Genomic DNA, 20,025 nt, shown 5'->3' with positions numbered 1-20,025 from the left:
TATAAACTTGGGTGATATTGACAAAGTATAAGATTAGCAGTAAAATAGTTGCATGAGCAAATAGATTGTTGCGTACGCAAAAAATACAGCGATAATAAAGGAGATAACATGAGAGAGCTATTAAAATGGGTTTCCATTATAAATAGGTATAATACAAATTATATTGACAGGAAATTGGCGGATATTGGAATCAACAATAGCCAATATTTTTATGTATTACACATATGCAATAATCCAGGTATTACGCAGGATACTATATTTGAGAAAATTCTTGTGAACCCTAGTAATATAACAAGAGCTTTGGCAAATTTGGAAAAAGAAGGATTTATAATGAGGGAACCAGGTGTAAAGGATAAAAGAACATGGCATTTATATCCTACAGAAAAATCTTTAGAATGCTATGATGAAATACTAAAAATAACAAATGGGTATGTAGAAGAGTTGTTGAGTTCATTTGAAAAAGAAGAGCAAGAGTTATTTATGTCAATGTTAAAAAAGGTTGCATTTTTGGCTATTGATATGAATGAAGAAGCAAAATTGGAGGCGAAGGAAAATGGAAGAAAAATATAAGGAGCCATTGGAATATGAGAAAGTTTCAAAGTTATTAACCAAGTATGCAGTTCCAAGTATTATAGCAATGTTAGTAAGTGCTTTATATAATATTGTTGACCAAATATTTATTGGGCAAGGTGTTGGGGTATTGGGTAATGCTGCTACAAATGTTACTTTCCCATTAACAACAATATGTACTGCAATTGCATTATTGTTAGGAATTGGGGGAGCATCTAAGTGTTCATTGGAACTAGGAGCTAAAAATTCAGAAAAAGCTACAAAAGCAGCAGGAAATTCTATTTGTTTGATGGCTGTTTTTGGAATAAGTTTATTTATAATAGTATCAATATTTTTAACACCACTATTAAAATTCTTTGGCTCTACGTCAGAAATACTACCTTATGCACACACATACACAAAAATTACATCAATCGGATTGCCATTTCTTATAATGTCCACTGGAATGAGTAAGTTGATACTTGCAGATGGAAGACCAAAAGCTTCTATGTTTTGTATGTTAGTAGGAGCAGTTATTAATACAATTTTAAATCCACTATTCATTTTTGTTTTTAATATGGGGATTGCTGGGTCTGCTTTAGCAACTGTTATTGGGCAACTTATATCTTTTGGAATCAGTGTTTATTATGTAAAGAATTTTCAACACATTAAATTACATAAGAAAAGTTTTAAATTAGAGAGTATAATTTATAGACATATATTTGCACTAGGTTCAAGTTCATGTTTTAACCAATTAGCAATGACTATAACACAGATAGTTATGAATAATACGTTGGCATATTATGGAGCTAGGTCAGTTTATGGAAGTGAGATTCCACTTGCTTGTGTTGGTATCATTATTAAAGTAAACATGATTTTTATATCTGTAATTATTGGGATATCACAAGGTATGCAACCAATTATAGGATACAATTATGGGGATGAAAAATATAATCGTGTAAAAGAAGCGTATAAGTTTGCAGTAGGAAGTGCAACTATTATATCTGTTATTGCATTCTTATGTTTCCAATTCTTCCCACGACAAATTACATCTATATTTGGTAACGGAAACGAGACTTATTTTATATTTGCAGAACATTATTTTAGAACTTTCTTATTTTTAACATTTATAAATGGTGTTCAAATAGTATCATCAACTTTCTTTACATCAATTGGGAAATCAGTACTAGGACTTTTTACTTCTTTGACTCGTCAAATTCTATTTTTAATTCCATTAATCGTGATTTTACCAATCTTTATGGGAATTGATGGAGTAATGTTTGCAGGACCAATAGCAGATGCAGCAGCGGCAATGGTATGTATATACTTTGCAGTTCATGAAATAAAATCATTGACTATCAAGCAAAACAATGTGATGGGTAATCATAAGAAGGTTGTAGAGGCATAAGATAATTTTTAAGAAATATAGTAAATTAATTTTAAGAAATATAATAAATTAATTCTCTAAGTAACGCCAAATTAAATATAAGCAAAATAACGTTCATGTGTAAATTTAGAAGTGCATTTTCAGGAGCTAAGGATATATTTAGAGTGCTATGCTCTGACTTGCTTGAGAAGTTTGTTTTATAAAATAATTAACTTTTTATAATAACTCAAGTGATAGCTCAAGAAAATGCACTGTTTATAATGCTTATTTTGATTACTTTGCTTTATTTCCAACTTTAGAAATAATTATCCTAATTAAATCTAAAATTATACCATAAATAAGAAAAGAAAGTATGGATGCTATGTACCAATAAATCGAAATTGACCCTGTAATTGTTCTACATGGGATTTGCATACCTGAATTCATAAAAACAAAAAAACTATCAGTGTCAGAAATAATAGACAAAATAGGATTTAAGCTTATTAGAACAATACTTTTTGAGTCTTGACCAATTTAGTGCATATAAATCTCAAATAATGCAATTAAAAGAAAACAAAATGTAAAAGATTTAATAATTTTTTTCATTAAAATACCTCACCTAATGTAAATTCAGTTTGCACTATTTGCTTACTATAACTATTTATCTCCATTCAGTCACATTACTTAATTGTAATCTAGGTCTTCTTGATGGTTCTTCATCAGGATAACCCAAAGATATTGCTGCCACTAATTGACTATCTGTATTTAATCATTCACATAATTCACGATATGAAAAGTATACATCACAAATCCAAAGACTACCTAGACCTAATTCAACAGCTGTAAGCGACATGTTTTGAATTTTTTTCTTTTTCAGTGACAACAACAAAACGCCATGGTTGTCTGTTTTTAGATGAAGGTGCATTTATTCCAGCTTCAATTATTTTCTCTATAGTTTCATGTGAAATGCTTTGATTTTTATATTTTCTAATACTGCGTCTTTTCGATATAGAATCACTTATCATTTTTAAGTAACCTCCGTTTATTTTTTTGGAAAATCTATGTTGATTTTTATTTTCTATTATTTTAGCATTAATCAGAAAAAAAGTCATTGATTTTAGTATCCAGTTATAATGATTATATTAAGAATTGTATCAAAGATTATACGATTATACTAAGGGATTGTATTGGCGATTATATTTAACACTGTATCAAAGGGTTGTATTTAATATTATATTAGGACTTATATTGAATTGAGGCTTATAATTGGAAAATAAACTATAAAAACTCAATATTGTTTTGTTCAGACATAAAAAAGAATACTTTAGATGATTTTTATTAAAAATTAAGGGGGTTAAGATTGGATACTTATAAATGTAAAAATGGTAAATAATAATGCAAAATATGATAATCTATATATTTACATTAGGAGTTTTCTATACTATAATTATTTAAAACTAAATATGAATACTGGAATTATTTAAGACTTGAAATTGTCTAAAAATAAATATAAATACTAAAGAGGTGATGTGGTGAGATTAGATATGGATAGTATGCTATATGTACTAATTTATATGACATTATTGGTATCTATCATTGGAAGTATATTTTATTTTTGTAAAGACCTCTTAAATCATAAAATTAAATATGTTTTAATAAGAAACATATTTGTAAATAGAACTACATATTCTGAAGAAAGGTTGCCTAAACAGTATATAGTTTTTCAGAAATATGATATTTGGAGGTATTGTAGTTTATTTTAATTTGAAATGAATCTGTTATAATTCTAAAGATTAAAAATAAAAAGGAGAGAATAAAATGGATTTCATTTCAAGTATATTGCAAGGATTATTAAGTACATTATTTAACTTTACAGGTGATTTTGGAATTTCTATTGTGCTTATAACTTTAATAGTTAAGTTAGTACTAATGCCACTATCATTAAAACAAAGATTTTCCGTAAAAAAACAGCAAGAATTAGCAGAAAAAATGGAACATATAAAAGAAAAGTATAAGAATGATACTAAAGAGCTGGAAAAGCAGATACAAGTAAATTCTGTAGAAAGTATGAAGAGTATGTTGGGATGTCTTATAGTTTTGGTGCAAATGCCAGTAGTATATGCCTTATATCATGTATGTTTAGATATGACAAAGGAATTTACAACAATTATAATTCCATGGATTGCTAATTTAGGTACATTTGATAATTTATTTATATTACCTTGTATATATACATTAATTATGTTAGCTTCAAATTTAGTGAATTATATACCATATTTCAAGATAAATTCTCAAGTAAAGTTTAACAAACAAATGGCTATGGTAACTACTATAACAAGTCTTATATTGACTGTTAGAACTCCAGTAGCCATAGGTCTGTACTTTATAACAAGTGCAATTTATTCATTAATTGAAGATATTTGTTTTAGAATATATTTTAATCGAAAAAATAGAACAGTGATAAAGTAGTCTAATTATTATTCTAAAAATATTTTGGCCTGCTAACATGAGATAAAGTTAGCAGGCTATTTTTATCCATGATATCAATGCCATTAATAATAGTATAAAAAATACTATGGAAAAAATAGTTGAAAAATAAATAAATTAATATAAACTAAAATAAAGTATACAAAAAAGAGGTGATAAATAGAAATGGCTAAAATACTGGTTGTAGAAGATGAAAAAAGAATGCAAGGTATTATTGTAGAATATATGCAAAAAGGAGGATATACTTGCATAACTGCTGATGATGGGGTTGAGGCACTTGCAGTATTAAAAAACAACGATATAGATTTAATGATATTGGATATTATGATGCCATATTTAGATGGATTATCAGTATGTAGAGTTTCACGTGAAATGACTAATATACCTATTATTATATTGACAGCTAAAGGTGAAGAGGAGGATAAATTAAAGGGTTATGAATATGGTGCAGATGATTATATAACAAAGCCGTTTAGCACAAAAGTACTTTTAGCAAAAGTTAATGCCTTATTACGTAGATATACTACTGATATTCCAAAAAATTCATTAAATTTAGGAAAGATTTTTATTATGCTATCATCAAGGCAAGTATATATAGAGGATAAATTGATTGATTTAACATATAAAGAATTTGAATTATTACGTTTGTTTATGGAAAATCCTAATCAAGTTTTTTCTAGGGAGAAACTTTTAAATTGTGTATGGGGATATGAATTTGAAGGAAACACACGAACTGTAGATACACATATAAAAACTTTACGCAAAAAACTTGGGAGTGAAGGACATCATATAGTTACATTAATTCGTTCAGGATATAAGTTTGAGGTTAAGGAATGAGTAGTTTAAGAAAGCTTACAGAAAAATTAAGTAATATAGATATTTCAAATTGGATTAAACAAAACTTTGGACTACATTCAGTTAGGAAAAAAGTATTTTTCCTTTCTAAATTATCAGGAGCATTAATTATATTATTTTATTTGCTTGTTGAAGAATTTTCTATAGACAATAAATTTGAATTTTGGCTTTGGTTTATAATATTAGTTATCTTTATCATGAGTATTGATTTTTTATTGGGAAAATTTATTTCAGAACCAATTACCTCTATAAATAAATCTGCAAAGAGTATGTCTCAACTTGATTTTTCTAATCCATGTACTGTAAATACTAATGATGAATTTGGAGAACTTTCTAGGAGTTTGAATACAATGTCTACAAATCTACAGCAGGCATTATCAGACCTAGAGAGTGCAAATATCCAACTTGAACAAGAGGTAAATAAGGAAAGGATGCTATTGGAACAAAGAAAGGAATTGGTAGATACAATTTCACATGAAATGAAGACTCCGCTTGGTATTATACGTGCATATACAGAAGGGCTTATGGATGAAGTTGACGAAGAAAAAAAGAAAAATTATATGGATGTTATTATAGAAGAAACTGATAGAATGAATAATATGATTGTATCATTATTAGACTTATCTGCATTAGAAGCAGGAGTTTCTAAACTTAACCCAGAATGTTTTGATTTTATAGAGTTTGTTGAAACTGTGGCAGGACGACTTTTAATCGATATACCAGATGTCAATTTTTATTTTACATATGATTTGCCAGAACATGAAGTTTTTGTAATAGCAGATAAAATGAGAATGGAACAAGTAGTAAAAAATCTAATTATTAATGCAAAGAAACATGTTATATGTAATGGAAATTTAGATTTATCTATTACATGTGAAAATGGCTTACTTTTATTTAAAATTTATAATGAGGGTAGGATTATAGAGCCAGATGAGATTTCAAAAATTTGGTCTAAGTTTTATCGCAGTGCTCAATCTCAGCGTACAGGAGGTTCAGGATTAGGGCTTGCAATTGTTTCACAAATACTTACAATGCAAGGGCTAGAATATGGAGTTAGGAATCGTGATAAAGGGGTAGAGTTTTATTTTATGATTCCAATTGATGAACAACTTAATATTAATTTATAAATATATAAAGATTTGATGTAAAATGCTTGTCTTTGTTTGCAAGGGTATCTCAAAAAAATAAAATATAAAAAAGCTTAATGAAGAAGTCTTGTTTTCTTGGTGAAAACAGGGCTTTTTATTATTTCACTTAAATTTCACCAGAGACACACTTTGATTTCACCAAATAGAAATAAAATAAATTAAAAAATAGAAGAGTAATTAAATAAGCTTGGAAGGGGGAGTACTTATGAAATGGTATACATGGTTGGCTATTGTGTTGATAGTCTTGGTTTCTATTCCATTTAAAATTAAATTTATAAAGTGGTGGGATAGACGACAAAAAGAAAAAAATGATAAAGGAGGCTATGATAGATGATAAAAGTCGAAGAGTTGAAATTTTCTTATGGAAAAGATAAACAGATATTACATGGACTTAATTTTGAAGTAAAAGAAGGAGAAATATTTGGATTTCTTGGACCTAATGGTTCAGGAAAATCCACAACACAAAAAATATTAAATGGTGTTTTAAAAGGGTACAATGGTCACGTATCCCTTTTTGGTAAAGAGGTTGAAGCATACACAGAGTCCTTATACCAAAAGATTGGTGTTTTATTTGAATTTCCTTATTTATATGCGAACTTAAGTGCAATTGATAATCTAGAATATTTTTCATCTTTTTATCCTAAAAATCAAAGGAGAGATATATATGAACTCTTAGATTTGTTAGAGTTTAAGAAGGAGTTTATAAATAAGCCTGTATTGTCTTATTCAAAAGGTATGAAGCAACGTATTAGCATGGCAAGAGCATTGGTAAGTAATCCTAAATTGTTGTTTTTAGATGAGCCTACTAGTGGACTTGACCCATCTGGAGCTGTGCTATTTCGTAAGATTATTGAAGAAGAACGAAAAAAAGGAACAACTATATTTTTGACTACTCATAATATGCTAGATGCAGATTTAATGTGTAATAATGTGGCTTTTATTGCAGATGGTAAGATTATGGCAATAGATAAGCCTAAAAATTTAAAAATGAAAAATAGCAATAATAAAGTTGAAGTAGAATTTATATATAATGGAAATCGAGATATTAAAATTGTAGATATACAAGAGTTAGAATCTGGAATAACTTTTAAATACGATGAAATCTTAAGTGTACATTCAAAAGAGCCTACACTAGAAGAAGTTTTTATTAAATATACAGGAAGGATGTTAGTGTAATGTATTCTAAATTTTTTACCTTAGTAAAAAAAGATTTTTGGATGATGATTTATGGTAAATTTTTTGTACTAACACTTGGCTCTCTCATACTTTATTCATGTTATATTAACTTTGGTTATGTAAAGTTTATGGATGAAGATAGTTATCATAATAATGTATATCTGTATAATCCAGAGAATATAAGCATGAGTGCATCTCCATTAATTCATCAAGTTTCTTCTATAGATGAATTAAAAGCAAAACTTGATGAAGATACAAATGCAGTTTGTATTGATATGAGTGCTAGTAAGCCAAAAGTAATTTTACATGAAAGTATTAAAAGAGTTGATAATTATAGAACTGATTATGCGTTGTCATTATTATCATCAGAAAAAGATAATAATACTAAAATATCGGACAAAAATGCAATAATTCAAATAAATGATAAAGACACATCTGAGATAAAACAAAGAAAAGAAATGACTTGTGAGATTTTATTCTTTGAAATTGTAGCTATTGGATTTCTAGGAATTGCCTCTTTATTATTTAAAGAAAAACAGATGGGTGTAATGCGTATTACTGGTATTTTACCTGTAAAAAGAAGTCTTTTTATATTATCAAAAATATTTGCTTTTTTGATATGTGACCTATGTTTTACAGTATTTTTAGTAATACTTAATGTTGGATTTTCTGAAGGAATAAAAATACTTCCTCAAGTATTAGTTCAAGCTAGCATTTTATCAATTATTATGTCTTTGATTGGACTTGGATGTTCAATGTTATTGAGAGATTTTAAGCAATTTTCTCTTATATATCTTGTGGTTGCTGTATTCATAACTACACCTATATTTCTATCTGCAAATACATCTTTTGAAATAGGTTGGATTAAATATCATCCTTTCTATCATGTTTATAGTCAGATTAAAAATGCGTTTTTCATGAATTTTTCAAATGAATTAATCTATTTTGTAGTGTGTTCTTTGACAATAATAGTTCTATTTTTACTTGTAAAAAATATTTTTAACAAAGAGTTGGTTAAGGAGGGGTAGTGTTGATAGGATTACGTTACCAGTTGAAGAGTATAAGAAAAGATAAAATGTGTATAATTTCCTTCTTTTTACCAGTTGTTATGGCAATTTTAATAAATTTTATGGGAAGTATTGATATATCTTCATTAGGAGAGTTACGTTTTGGTATAGTAAAAGATACACTTCCTCTACAAACGGAGCAGTGGTTAAAGAGTTATGGAACAGTAAGTATATATCAAACAGAAAATGATTTAATAAGTGAAGTTAAAGATATTAAAACAGATATGATTGGAGTTGTTAGAGATGGTAAAGGGATAAAAACTATGCTTTATGGAAATGAAATTAATGCTATAAAAAATGTCGCAAAGACATTGCCAGAGATTTTTATACTAAAGGGAGATTTAAAAGATGTTGAGGTTACAATATTGCCTAAAGATAGTGTTTTAAAAGAGTTTCAAAATGTTTTTATTGCTATGATTTTAATTACTGCTATGTTTATGGGATGTACCTTTAATGCAATGAATATTATATCTGAAAAAGAAGATGGAATATCGTTTATAAATGAAGTTTTACCACAGAGTAGAAGCAAGTATATTATACAGAAAGTATTTTTGGGTCTTTTATGTGGGTGTTTATCTTCAATGATAACTGTATTTATATGTTTGGATATTTCAATATTAGATACGATAATGATGTTGTTACTTGTTGTATTTTCAGCATTTATTTCATCACTGATAGGTCTATTTATTGGGAAGTTATCAGAAGGTCTTATGGTAGGAATTGTTTATATTAAAATAGTAATGATTTTATTTATAGGTGCTCCTTTATTGATATATCTTCTAGGGGTTGATATGAGTGGTATAGGGAATTTATGTTATATAATGCCATCAGTTGCTACATTTAATGGTATTATGGAAATTATTAATGGTAATGCCATTATTGTAAAGGATATTTTAATTTTAGTCATACATTGTGTAGCATGGTTTATGCTGTATATGATTTTAGATAAAAAAAGAAAGCTATCTTTTAGTAGATAACTTAATATAATGATAATTGGTGTAATTTAATATATGATTTAATATACTTTGTATAGTGTAATTTGTGTAGTGTAATAGTTAATTCTATTTTATAATTATTCAATGTAATTTAGTAAGAAGTTCAGTATAATTAGAGCCACTTAGTGGAAAATTTAATAGGTACTTAAACTATACAAAAAGCTTTATTTTCCTCCATTTGTATCATAAATTTAATTGATGATATAAATGGAGGTATTATTAGATAAAGTCAATAAAGATATTATCAAAAATTATTTGTTAATAGATGGGTGTCTCAAAATCGAGATAAACCTATTTTTCATTGTTGAAATGATAAAAATATATTTGATTTCATACAAAAAAGAGTTCTTCATGAACTAAAAAGCTCATTTTGAGACACCATTATTTTTAATCAGATAAATCAAGTTAAACTGTTTAAGTATATCATTCAGATTCATTTGATTTAAATATTCCTTGCTTGTAAAACTGTTTTGAGTAGGGGATAGCCAAAGCAAAGAATAAGAGTATAATACCTGCTACGATTATTAAATTATTAATAGATATTACATCTGCCATTGGACCAAAAATCACCATACCAAGAGGTATAAAACCAGTATATATGATAATAGGTAAGCTAAGAACTCGACCTTGCATTTGTGGTTCTACATACTCTTGTAACATAGTCATAGCTGATGCTTGAATAATTGGAATTGAAAAATTGGTAAAAAACATAAATATAAAAAATTGCCAAGCCTGTGTTACAAGACCTAGAATAATTGAAAAAATGGCATAAGATAATATCGCTAGAAAAAAGGTCTTATTTCTATTTTTAAAGCCACCAAAGACCCCTATAATCAATCCACCTAAAACCATACCTAAAAATCCAATCATTTCAATAATAGACAGATATATATAGCCCTTGCCAAATGTTCGTTCAATCAAAAGTCCTATGAGAAATCCTGATGGAACACAAAGAAGCATGAATGCTCCATAAGTAAAAAGCACTTTTCTAATGAATTTATCTAAAAAACAGTACTTTATTCCTGATACCATATCCGCAAAAAATGAGACTTTTTCAGTTTGTTTTGGTATATCGTGTTTAGGAATTTTGATAAATATCAACAATACAATAGCAATAATTGCAGTAAATACATCGATTAAAAGAACTTGATTTATTTTATTACCAAAGCCAAGGATTGCCGCAGCCACAATAGGAACTATAAACTGTACTATAGACTGTAAGCTACCATTTATACCATTAAAACGCATTAAATGTTCTTCTGGGACAAGTTGAGGAATCATTGCATTTACAGCAGGTGTTTGTACACCACTTCCTAGTGAACGTATAACAGATATTACTGATATGGCTATTAATTCACTTGTTGTTCCATTTGATGACATCATAAATAGAATTAGAGCTAATGTAGACATAGCAATTATTGCATCTGATACAATGATGAGTAACTTTCGATTGTAATAGTCTGCCCATACACCAGCAAAAAAAGAAATTATCATTTGAGGTATAAAGGAACATACAGTTAAAACTGTTACCCATATACCTGATGATGTTTGAAGTGTGACGTACCATATCATTGCCATCTGTACAAGTGATGAGCCAAATAAGGAAATATATTGGCTTGCTAAAAAAATAATGACTTTTTTCTTCCATGTAGAATGAGTATTTTTGTTTTCCATCCTATTCCTCCTTTGATTTGTGTGTTGAATTTTTCTTGCTCTTAAGGATAGCACACAAATCAAAGTCTGGAGTTAGAGTGGAGGGCTAGGAAAATTGTTTTTTCATAATTTGAAGATGAGATTTCATGGTTTTTGCGTTATGTTCAGCTTCTTTCAATGAAGTTATCAGTTTGTCACATACTGAGATAATTTCGTCATCGTCTTTTGGAGTGTCAAGGACAGTTTTAATATTAGTATTCGGATTAGAAGATAAAGCATTTAGCATTCGTAAAATAGCTGAAAGAGAATAGTTTGCACAACGAAGTGCGCTTATGATTTTAAGTCGTTTTATATCTTCGTCAGTATATACACGATAACCGTTTTGTTTTCTTTTTACTTTTAACAAACCATTCATTTCCCAATTTCTCAAAGTATCTATTGTAACATTTAAGTGTTGTGCAGTTTCTTTTCTAGTTAAAAAGAGTTTATCTGTTTCTGGAGTATTTCCATTTAAAATCTGTGTAACAATAGTAAGTGCTTCCTCGGCATTAGATTTTTCTATTTCTAATTGTTGTAAGTATTGATTTACAAGACAAATAGCCTTGTCAAACTCTCTATTTGCTGATGTTCTGACAATCTCAAGAGCATCTTTTCTTAATCCTCTTTGTATCACTTCAATTTTCATGGCTGTACGAGCAAATCTAAATTGTTCTATATGAAAATCATTAAAGATACGATAACCATTGGTATTACGCTTAGGTTTAGGTATTAAGTTGAGTTCTTCATATAAACGTACTGTATTAGGATGTACACCAATTAAATTTGCTACCTCTGATGTCGTGTAAGTGTCCATTAGTATTCAACTCCTTTTAGATATATAGTACCAGTCATAATAACACCAAACAAAAGTCTGGTGTTATAGTGGAGGGTTTGGCTATCTAAGAGTAATTAGTCTATTATAGAAGTAATTATGTGTTTTTCAATAAGCTCCCATCTATCACGAGGTTTAAACACTATCTTAGATGGTATGGCTATCACTAAGTCGTATTGTGGGATACAACAAATAGCATTTCCTCCAGCTCCCATTGCTGAATACCACAAAACGCCATCTTTTTTACATAGCCACCACAGATAACCGTATTCATTACTATTCATTTTAACTGATTCTTCAATCCACGATTTAGATATAATACGTTTATTATTCCAAATACCATCATTTAAATACAGAAAACCAAATCGCAACATATCTCTAGCACTCAATGTAAGTCCCCAGCCACCTGTAGAATTGCCCTGTCTATCTTTTGCCCAACCCTTAAGATTTTTTCCAAAGAAATCTTCAAAACCAAAATCTTTCATATCATAATCTGGTATAATTTTCATACCAATAGGTTTAAATAAGTATTCATTAGCAAATTCACGAGCAGATTTTCCAGTAGTTTTTGTTATAATAGCTGAAAGTAGATGCGTTCCAGCTGAAGAATATTTGAAAGTACCAATTTCACCTTTTTGACCAAGTTGATTCAAGGTATATTTTATCCAATCTTTTTGTTTGCAAAGTCTTTCTAAAGACTCAGTCATATTTTTAAAAGGGTATGGTGCAGTCATTGTAAGTAGGTGACGTATAGTTACTGCTTTTTTACATATTTCAGAAGGACTACAAGTATATTCAGGGAAAAAATCAACAACCTTTTGGTCAACATCTTTTATGTATCCTTTGTCTATTGCAATGCCTATTAAGGCTGATACAATACTTTTTGTAACCGATGCAACATGAAAAGTATCATCAGCATTATATCCATTATAGTACTTTTCAAAGACAACTTTTCCTTTTCTTGCAATAATTATTCCATTTATATTGCTATATTGTGAGATTATTAAAGGTTCAAGTTGTGAAAGCTTTTCTGAACTCATGCCAACACTTAAAGGGTCTACTTTTTCAAAAATTAAATCTAAGCAGTTGTTTTTACTCATTACAAATACCTTCCTGTTATAGATTTTGGATTTTCTTTTAGAGCTTTGGGAGAGCCTTCTGCAATTATATAGCCTCCTTTGTCACCACCTTCTGGACCAAGTTCAACAATCCAGTCACAAACATTTAACACATCTATATCATGTTCAACAACAATTACAGAATTTCCATTTGCTACTAATTCATCTAATAGTTGAATTAGCTTAGCAGTATCGTATAGACTTAGACCAGTAGTTGGCTCATCCAATACATAAAGGATATTACCATTTCGTTTTTTACCAATTTCTTTTGCAAGCTTGATTCTTTGAGATTCACCACCACTTAAAGTCGGTGTAGGTTGACCTAATTTTATATATCCCATGCCTATTTGTTCTAATACATTTAAGTGTGAAACAATATTTGGAATATCTTTGAAGAAATTTACGGCTTCAGAGACACTCATATTTAAAATATCATGGATATTCTTATTTTTGTATTTAATAGATAAAGACTCATCATTAAATCTTTTTCCCTGACATTCACTACATATATGGTCTATACTTAGATTATTTCCTAACCAGACCTTTTCATATCCACTACCACTACATTTAGGACAAGCACCTTTGGAGTTAAATGAAAAATGACCAGCTGTAAATCCTCGTTCTAATGATTCTGGCTGACTTGCAAATAGTGTACGTATCTTATCCCATATACCAATATAAGAAGCAGGAGTTGAGTTCATGTTTTTGCCAATAGGAGATTGAGATATCTCTGAATATCCAGAAATATGTTTAGTACCAATCAATCTATCTGCAATAGTCTCAACAACTGCATAATCGTCTTCATCACCTATTTCACTTTCTGTAGAATTTGTTTGATTATTGCTAGTGTGGTTATTAAATTGACTTCTAAGAAGAGGAAGTAATGTGTCTGATATAAGTGAACTCTTGCCACTACCTGATTTGCCAGATATTCCAACCATAGCACCCAAAGGTAATGATACTGTTACATTTTTAAGGTTATTTGTATTTGCATTTTGAATAGTCATACAAGGTATTTTATCAATATGTGTAATGTTTTTAGAGGTTGTTCTATTAGGCATTGAATATTTTCCAGATAGATATTGTCCAGTGAGTGATTTGTCGGATTGAAGTAGACCTTCTAAATCTCCTTGATATACTAATTGACCACCTTCAACACCAGCCTTTGGACCAATATCAATAATATGCTCTGCCATCTCAATTGTATTTTTATCATGTTCAACCACTATGACCGTATTGCCTAAGTCTTTAAGTTTCTTTATTGATTTTAAGATGTCTATTTTTTCTGATTCATGCAATCCAGCAGTTGGTTCATCAAGCACATAAATTAATGAATCCATCTCTGAATCGAGATGTGAATTTAAAAATAGTCTTTGCATTTCCCCACCACTCAAAGTTGACATTTCTCGGTATAAGGATAGATGACCTAATCGTGATTCTATTAAATGTCGAGTTTTCGACAAAATATCATTTACAAGATTTGTACCAAATGTGTTTAAGTTGCCTTGGCCTAGTAAGATTTTAAGGAAATTATCAATTTCTAAAATCGTCATTTTTCCAAGTTCTCCAATATGTTTTCCGTTTAAAAGTACTCCACGTGCTTCTTCACCAATTTTAAAACCATTGCAATCAGAACAGGCAGTCATAGTATAAACTCCATTTAAATCTTCACCCCTTTTGTAGCGATTGTGAAATACCTTTGATAAAGAAGAACTTTTTTTACCATTTTCATAATGACCATAGAGTACTTCATTTCTTACTTCTTCAGGTAATTGTAAGAACTGTATATCTAAATAATCGTTGAATTTTTTAGAGAACACTCTCAAATATCCTGGTGTAATTTTTGCTCTATCTAAGACTTGTTTTAGGGTATCGTGCTTATCAAGGACTAACTTTTCAATATTAATCTCAAAATATGCTCCATGTCCAGAACATTTCATACACATTCCATCTGAAGAGTTGTATGAGAAATAGCTTGGTCTCAATCGTTCTCCTTCATGCCCACAATTATTGCAAATTAGATTATTGCCTATAGGGGTATTACACATTGTACATATTATTTGACCTTCTACTGAATACAATAGTGTAAGCATGTTGAGAATATTGGTTCTTGTGCCTACTGTTGAACGAGGATTGCTCTGGCGAATAATATTTTGTTGAACAGCTATAGTGGGAGCTAAACCTTGAATATTATCGAATTTATCCTCACTATCAATACCTGCAAGTATGCCTAAAGATTGCAGATATTGTTTACGTCCTTCCTCAAATACAATGTCAAACATAAGGCTAGATTTACCTGAGCCACTGACACCTGTTGCAACAACCAGTTTATCTTTGGGAATAGAAACATCTATATTTTTCAGATTGTGTATCTTTGCTCCATTAATTTTTATTTCTTTCATTGGTTCACCTCATTTTATCAATTTTATCAAACCGTAAAATAAGGATATATTAATCCTTAATACAAGAAAGTTTAGATGAGGTTATTAAAAAGGTTCTATAGGTAAATATATATCGACCAAGTGTCTACTTTGAGGGTGATTGTGTGGGTTGTTAAGATATACTTCAAAAGGGAAGGATGCACGTAGCTTATAATTACCATTTGATAGCCATTCATTATACATAAAATCCCACGCATCACTATATTCAGATTTTGAAATATCAAAATGTCCCACAAGATATTTTCCAGAAGGTATTATCATATTGCCAAGGTTGTTATTTTCTTTAACAACAATGTCATCTGGAATGGTCATACAAATACTAGTCCTTAAGTGATGCTCCTGTGTAAACTGTGGATTATCATGATAAATGGCTAGTATTTTTGTGTTTTCAAGTCCAATTAGATTCTGCTCACTGGCATATGTGAATAACCTCTCTAAAAGTTTTGGGAAAGTACTAGTTAGATTACCATATGAACCAGTATATCTAGTGTAAATAGTATTCATATTATCAAGTTCTAGAATTTCAATTTCACCTTTAACCTCTCTAGTATTCTTACATTTAGGTTTTGATATGCTTCTATTGTACTGAGAAATTTTATATGGTTCTTTGCAATTCTTGCTATAATTATTTCTATATTTTATAGGGCTTATTTTATAGTAATTTTTGAATGCTCTAGAAAAAACTGCTGAGTCAGTAAAACCAAAGTAATGTGCAATATCAGTAATGGTCATGTCAGTTCGATGAATAAGAAAAGCAGTTGCGTTCTCTAGTTTTAGTCTATTTACGTACTGTGACAATGTTTCTTTTTCTATTGCTTTGAAAATTCTATGAAAATGAAACTTTGAAAAACCTGCTATATTAGAAAGTTCATCAAGGGAAAGAGGTTCATGTAAATGTTCTTCTATATAGTCTTGTACTTTGCAAATACGATTTAGATATTCTTTTTTACTTTTAGCGTTTGTCATATATAGCCCTCCTTATTGTGTAAAATGTGTATTAATTAATTTATAGTAATAAAATTTTATGTTTTTGTAATTTATGATAAATAAGATAGCGTTCAATTTTTTATAATTAATAAAAGATATAAGATGTTTTATATTTATCTTTGCATATAAGTATAATCTTCATAATAATTAGTATACCATAGTGATTTATTTTTAATTGGGGCTGTCGCACTAAAAAATAGTGCTACGCCCTTTTTTATACAAAAAAATAAATCCCAAATTCAAAAGAACCTAGGATTCTTGTATAATAATTGTATGTTAAAACAAGATACTATACAAATTGATTATACTATTTATAGTGATAATTATCAATTTAAATTACCACTAAATATTGATTATATGATTCCAAAAGATGATTCTGTAAGGTTATTAAGTCAAATTATTGAGGAGATGAATTTAGAAAAGTTATATAAGGCTTATTCCCGAATTAGAGGAAATGGAGTAACCCCTAGACAACTTTTGAAAATTATAATATATGCAAATATGAACTGTATCTAAATACTGGCATTCTATTGTTATACAAAAAGTTTAATTAAATAATTATAAAAGCTATGATATTTATGGTAAAATTAAGCTGTTATTAAAAATAAATTGGTCAGTTTTGTGAGGATTATATGAAGAAAAATTATGAAAGAATTTTATTTAGAAAATTTAATTTAGTTTTTTATTTATGTTTATAGTATGGAGTTACTTTTTTACAGATTACATAACAATAACTATGTGGTTTACATCAGTGATATTTGCTGTATCAGTTATTATTATAATTTTACTGATTTGGACAAAAGAAAAGTTATTAAATATAAAAGAGTTATAAAGATATCTATTTTAAGTATATTCTTAGAGATGATTTTATTTTTAGTATTAGTATGGAAATATTGAAATATTTATAAAGTTTTTATATAGGATGAGTGTAAGTTATTCAGATTATGGTTATAAATATTTGTATAACTTTATTTTTTATAATGGTTCAAAATATAACATTTTATATATATAAGCAGTTATAATTTTTTAAATAAAATGCTATAATTATAGATAGCTTAATACACAATTGTTATATAATTAGAAATAGAAAAAGGTGAGAAAATATGTGGATAATATTTGGGGGTATAGCAATAATAGCTACTTTTTTAAATCTTTATATGTATAAAGTAGGAAAAAATTATAAACTTGCAATGGCAATAGGATTATCATTTACTTCGTTGACAATTTGTTCAGAATACTCCATTTTATCTGAATGGGTACAAGCGAATGACTGGGCTGCTTTAGCAGATGTAGTACCTACTATGAAAAATGCATTATGGGTTTTAACTATTATATCTATTGTACTTAACATGACACCTATACTTTTAGAACTTAAAAAAAATAGTCGCTTTTAATATTACGAACTAAAAATGGGATATCTCAAAATAGAGGTATCCCATTTTTAATCTCAACATACTATACATAATTAAAATGATTTAAAACTCCTATTAGTATTATATTGTCAAAGTATTTATTCAACTTATCAATGCACTTAAAAATAAATGTTAAATTATAATGGTTAAGTAATTCTAAATTATCTAGAGCAAGTAATTTAAAGTATGAATCATCGTTTTGATATATTGCAACCATCAGAGCAATTAAAAATATACCTAATTAAGATAAGTAAAAAAGAGTTTTTACAGAACAAATTTAGTTTGCTCATGCGACAGCTCCAACTTATGATATGGACGAATTATTATGCAAATAAGCTGTAATTAAATAAATTACAATATAAACCAGTTAAAACATAAGCTAGAAAAATACTATCAAATTTATTACTTAGCACAAGAGTATAGAGAAGATAAAATAAGATTAAAAAATTACATACTAAATTTAATAAAATTTTTATATTAAAAATAATATTAAATTTATTGTTTAAATAAAAAAGTTAAATCTGAACTATTAACTTATTACACTCAAAACTTTAAAATGAAAATATAAAAGAATACTTTTTAATAAAAATAATCATTTAATAAGTTATTTAGAAATCTAAAAACTTTACAAATTAAATTTGAGGAGTGGGAATATGAGTAATGGTTTTTATCAATTAAATTCAGCAGTATTGTATTTTAATGAACGAAGTGATGTAAATAGAATAAGATTTAATCACTATGTAATGAGAAAAGAAAATATACAAAGATTAAAAGGAACTCTGCCAAGAGGACAATTTATGATGACGGTAAGGAAAGCTGCATCTGACCTTGATGTATCTATATCTACAATAAGTAGACTTGTAAATGAATTTATAGATTTAGGTATATTGAGATTAATAAGGAGAGGAGTAAAGGGAAATTGTTGTTCTGTATACAGTTATGTTTGTTCTGAAAATAGTAATGCAGATATTGTAACGAAGAATAGTGATATTTTTAAAAATATAGAGAAATACATTAATGGAACTATTAACAATAACCAAAAAACAATGAAATATAAACATAGAGATGAGTTGTTCAAGAGCAATAATACCAACACATACAGCCGTATAAATGAAGAGAGTATAGACAAAGATTATGATTCAATAATTCATACTGGGTATGAAACAGAAAATGAGACAAAGAAAAAAGAATTATTAAAAAATAATTTAAATAAAAAGAATTTAAATAAAAATACCTTTGAAAATTCGGATGAAGATTTGACTAAAGATTCGACTTATGAAAGTCCAGAAAGTATACATGAAATTATTATAAGAAAATTAAATAATGAATCTGGAAAAAATTTTAAAGCTGATTTAAGTATAACTAAGGAACTTATAGATAAAAGATTAAAAGAAGGGTATAGTTTAGAAGATTTTTACAAGGTTATAGAGGCAAAAGTAAGAAGATGGAGATATACAGCTATGGAAATATATATAGAACCAACAATTCTATTTGGATGTGAATTTGAGTCGTATTTAAGTGAGGAGAGTTCTTTACCTGCTTGTAATTATGGTGATATGTGTTATGAGGATATGTATGGAGATATTTATTAAGATATTAGTTGTTTTTTAGTTGTTTAAAATATGGTTATATATAAAAATAAATAGTGTATTAAAAAGGGAGTTGTTTCAAAATAGAGAGAAGCCTCTTCTTAATTGTTGAAATGATGAAAATATATTTGATTTAATACAAAGAGTGGGGTCTTTAAAATAAAGTGTGTATTCTTCTAAAAAATGGTGATAATTAAAATATTAAATATCACTATACAAAGGAAGGTGCACACTTTTTATGTTTAACAAAAACGAAATATTAAAAAAACTTATTGAAGAATAAGATGTTAAAACAACTACAGACATTCAAG

At 28.3% G+C, this 20,025-nt stretch carries 19 protein-coding genes; 12 read left to right on the top strand and 7 right to left on the bottom strand.

What is annotated here, in order from left to right; all coding sequences use genetic code 11:
• Positions 1-108: 108 nt before the first annotated feature.
• Positions 109-570 carry a MarR family transcriptional regulator gene (locus tag KGF42_RS07710; protein ID WP_107595272.1) on the top strand — a complete coding sequence of 154 codons (462 nt, stop codon included), beginning with the start codon at positions 109-111 and terminating at the stop codon, positions 568-570.
• The gene (locus tag KGF42_RS07705) at positions 554-1,957 is read left to right on the top strand and encodes an MATE family efflux transporter (RefSeq protein ID WP_227826064.1); all 1,404 of its coding nucleotides are present in this window, start codon (positions 554-556) and stop codon (positions 1,955-1,957) included. Before KGF42_RS07710 ends, KGF42_RS07705 begins: the two co-directional genes overlap by 17 nt.
• 252 nt (positions 1,958-2,209) lie before the next feature.
• Here KGF42_RS07705 and KGF42_RS07700 read toward each other — a convergent pair whose 3' ends face one another.
• Positions 2,210-2,362: a hypothetical protein gene (locus tag KGF42_RS07700; protein WP_227826063.1), complete on the bottom strand. Its 153-nt coding sequence runs from the start codon at positions 2,360-2,362 to the stop codon at positions 2,210-2,212.
• A 386-nt stretch (positions 2,363-2,748) separates the two neighbouring features.
• A complete protein-coding gene (locus KGF42_RS20450; RefSeq protein ID WP_413927000.1) occupies positions 2,749-2,940 on the bottom strand; it encodes a nitroreductase family protein in 192 nt (63 codons plus the stop codon).
• A 793-nt stretch (positions 2,941-3,733) separates the two neighbouring features.
• On the opposite strand from KGF42_RS20450, the gene KGF42_RS07690 reads away from it, so the two are divergent.
• From KGF42_RS07690 to KGF42_RS07665, 7 genes are all read left to right on the top strand, one after another.
• A complete protein-coding gene (locus KGF42_RS07690) occupies positions 3,734-4,384 on the top strand; it encodes a membrane protein insertase YidC (RefSeq protein WP_227826062.1) in 651 nt (216 codons plus the stop codon).
• A gap of 183 nt (positions 4,385-4,567) precedes the next feature.
• A complete protein-coding gene (locus KGF42_RS07685) occupies positions 4,568-5,239 on the top strand; it encodes a response regulator transcription factor (RefSeq protein WP_227826061.1) in 672 nt (223 codons plus the stop codon).
• On the top strand, positions 5,236-6,384 hold the full coding sequence (locus KGF42_RS07680; protein ID WP_227826060.1) for a sensor histidine kinase: 1,149 nt from the start codon (positions 5,236-5,238) through the stop codon (positions 6,382-6,384). The genes KGF42_RS07685 and KGF42_RS07680 overlap by 4 nt, the downstream gene beginning before the upstream one ends.
• Before the next feature lie 226 nt (positions 6,385-6,610).
• Positions 6,611-6,739 (top strand): hypothetical protein, encoded by a 129-nt coding sequence (locus KGF42_RS19820; RefSeq protein ID WP_255643573.1) that lies wholly within the window; start codon positions 6,611-6,613, stop codon positions 6,737-6,739.
• On the top strand, positions 6,736-7,581 hold the full coding sequence (locus tag KGF42_RS07675; RefSeq protein WP_227823117.1) for an ABC transporter ATP-binding protein: 846 nt from the start codon (positions 6,736-6,738) through the stop codon (positions 7,579-7,581). The genes KGF42_RS19820 and KGF42_RS07675 overlap by 4 nt, the downstream gene beginning before the upstream one ends.
• On the top strand, positions 7,581-8,609 hold the full coding sequence (locus tag KGF42_RS07670; protein ID WP_227823116.1) for an ABC transporter permease: 1,029 nt from the start codon (positions 7,581-7,583) through the stop codon (positions 8,607-8,609). Before KGF42_RS07675 ends, KGF42_RS07670 begins: the two co-directional genes overlap by 1 nt.
• A gap of 2 nt (positions 8,610-8,611) precedes the next feature.
• Entirely contained in the window at positions 8,612-9,625 is a 1,014-nt protein-coding gene (locus KGF42_RS07665; RefSeq protein WP_227823115.1) for an ABC transporter permease, read from the top strand.
• Positions 9,626-10,066: 441 nt separating this feature from the next.
• Here KGF42_RS07665 and cme read toward each other — a convergent pair whose 3' ends face one another.
• From cme to KGF42_RS07640, 5 genes are all read right to left on the bottom strand, one after another.
• On the bottom strand, positions 10,067-11,317 hold the full coding sequence (gene cme / locus KGF42_RS07660) for a multidrug efflux MFS transporter Cme (protein WP_227823126.1): 1,251 nt from the start codon (positions 11,315-11,317) through the stop codon (positions 10,067-10,069).
• An 85-nt stretch (positions 11,318-11,402) separates the two neighbouring features.
• A complete protein-coding gene (locus KGF42_RS07655; protein ID WP_227823114.1) occupies positions 11,403-12,149 on the bottom strand; it encodes a MerR family transcriptional regulator in 747 nt (248 codons plus the stop codon).
• Positions 12,150-12,244: 95 nt separating this feature from the next.
• A complete protein-coding gene (locus tag KGF42_RS07650) occupies positions 12,245-13,267 on the bottom strand; it encodes a serine hydrolase domain-containing protein (protein ID WP_227823113.1) in 1,023 nt (340 codons plus the stop codon).
• Positions 13,267-15,687, bottom strand: a complete 2,421-nt coding sequence (locus KGF42_RS07645; RefSeq protein WP_227826059.1) for an excinuclease ABC subunit UvrA — start codon at positions 15,685-15,687, stop codon at positions 13,267-13,269. Before KGF42_RS07645 ends, KGF42_RS07650 begins: the two co-directional genes overlap by 1 nt.
• A gap of 84 nt (positions 15,688-15,771) precedes the next feature.
• A complete protein-coding gene (locus tag KGF42_RS07640; protein ID WP_227826058.1) occupies positions 15,772-16,692 on the bottom strand; it encodes a GyrI-like domain-containing protein in 921 nt (306 codons plus the stop codon).
• A 294-nt stretch (positions 16,693-16,986) separates the two neighbouring features.
• On the opposite strand from KGF42_RS07640, the gene KGF42_RS07635 reads away from it, so the two are divergent.
• The 3 genes from KGF42_RS07635 to KGF42_RS07625 all read left to right on the top strand — a co-directional run bounded on the left by KGF42_RS07635 (position 16,987) and on the right by KGF42_RS07625 (position 19,717).
• On the top strand, positions 16,987-17,229 hold the full coding sequence (locus KGF42_RS07635) for a hypothetical protein (RefSeq protein ID WP_227826057.1): 243 nt from the start codon (positions 16,987-16,989) through the stop codon (positions 17,227-17,229).
• A 587-nt stretch (positions 17,230-17,816) separates the two neighbouring features.
• Positions 17,817-18,107, top strand: coding sequence for a hypothetical protein (locus KGF42_RS07630; RefSeq protein ID WP_227826056.1), 291 nt, complete (start codon positions 17,817-17,819; stop codon positions 18,105-18,107).
• 671 nt (positions 18,108-18,778) lie between these two features.
• Positions 18,779-19,717 (top strand): conserved phage C-terminal domain-containing protein, encoded by a 939-nt coding sequence (locus KGF42_RS07625; RefSeq protein ID WP_227823110.1) that lies wholly within the window; start codon positions 18,779-18,781, stop codon positions 19,715-19,717.
• Positions 19,718-20,025: the final 308 nt, after the last annotated feature.

The sequence above is a fragment of the Clostridioides sp. ZZV15-6383 genome (assembly GCF_020657735.1).
In the GTDB taxonomy this organism is placed as follows: Bacteria; Bacillota; Clostridia; order Peptostreptococcales; family Peptostreptococcaceae; genus Clostridioides; species Clostridioides difficile_D.
The sequence above is the reverse complement of the archived record's forward strand: the minus strand, read 5'-3'. Positions and strand labels throughout refer to the sequence as shown.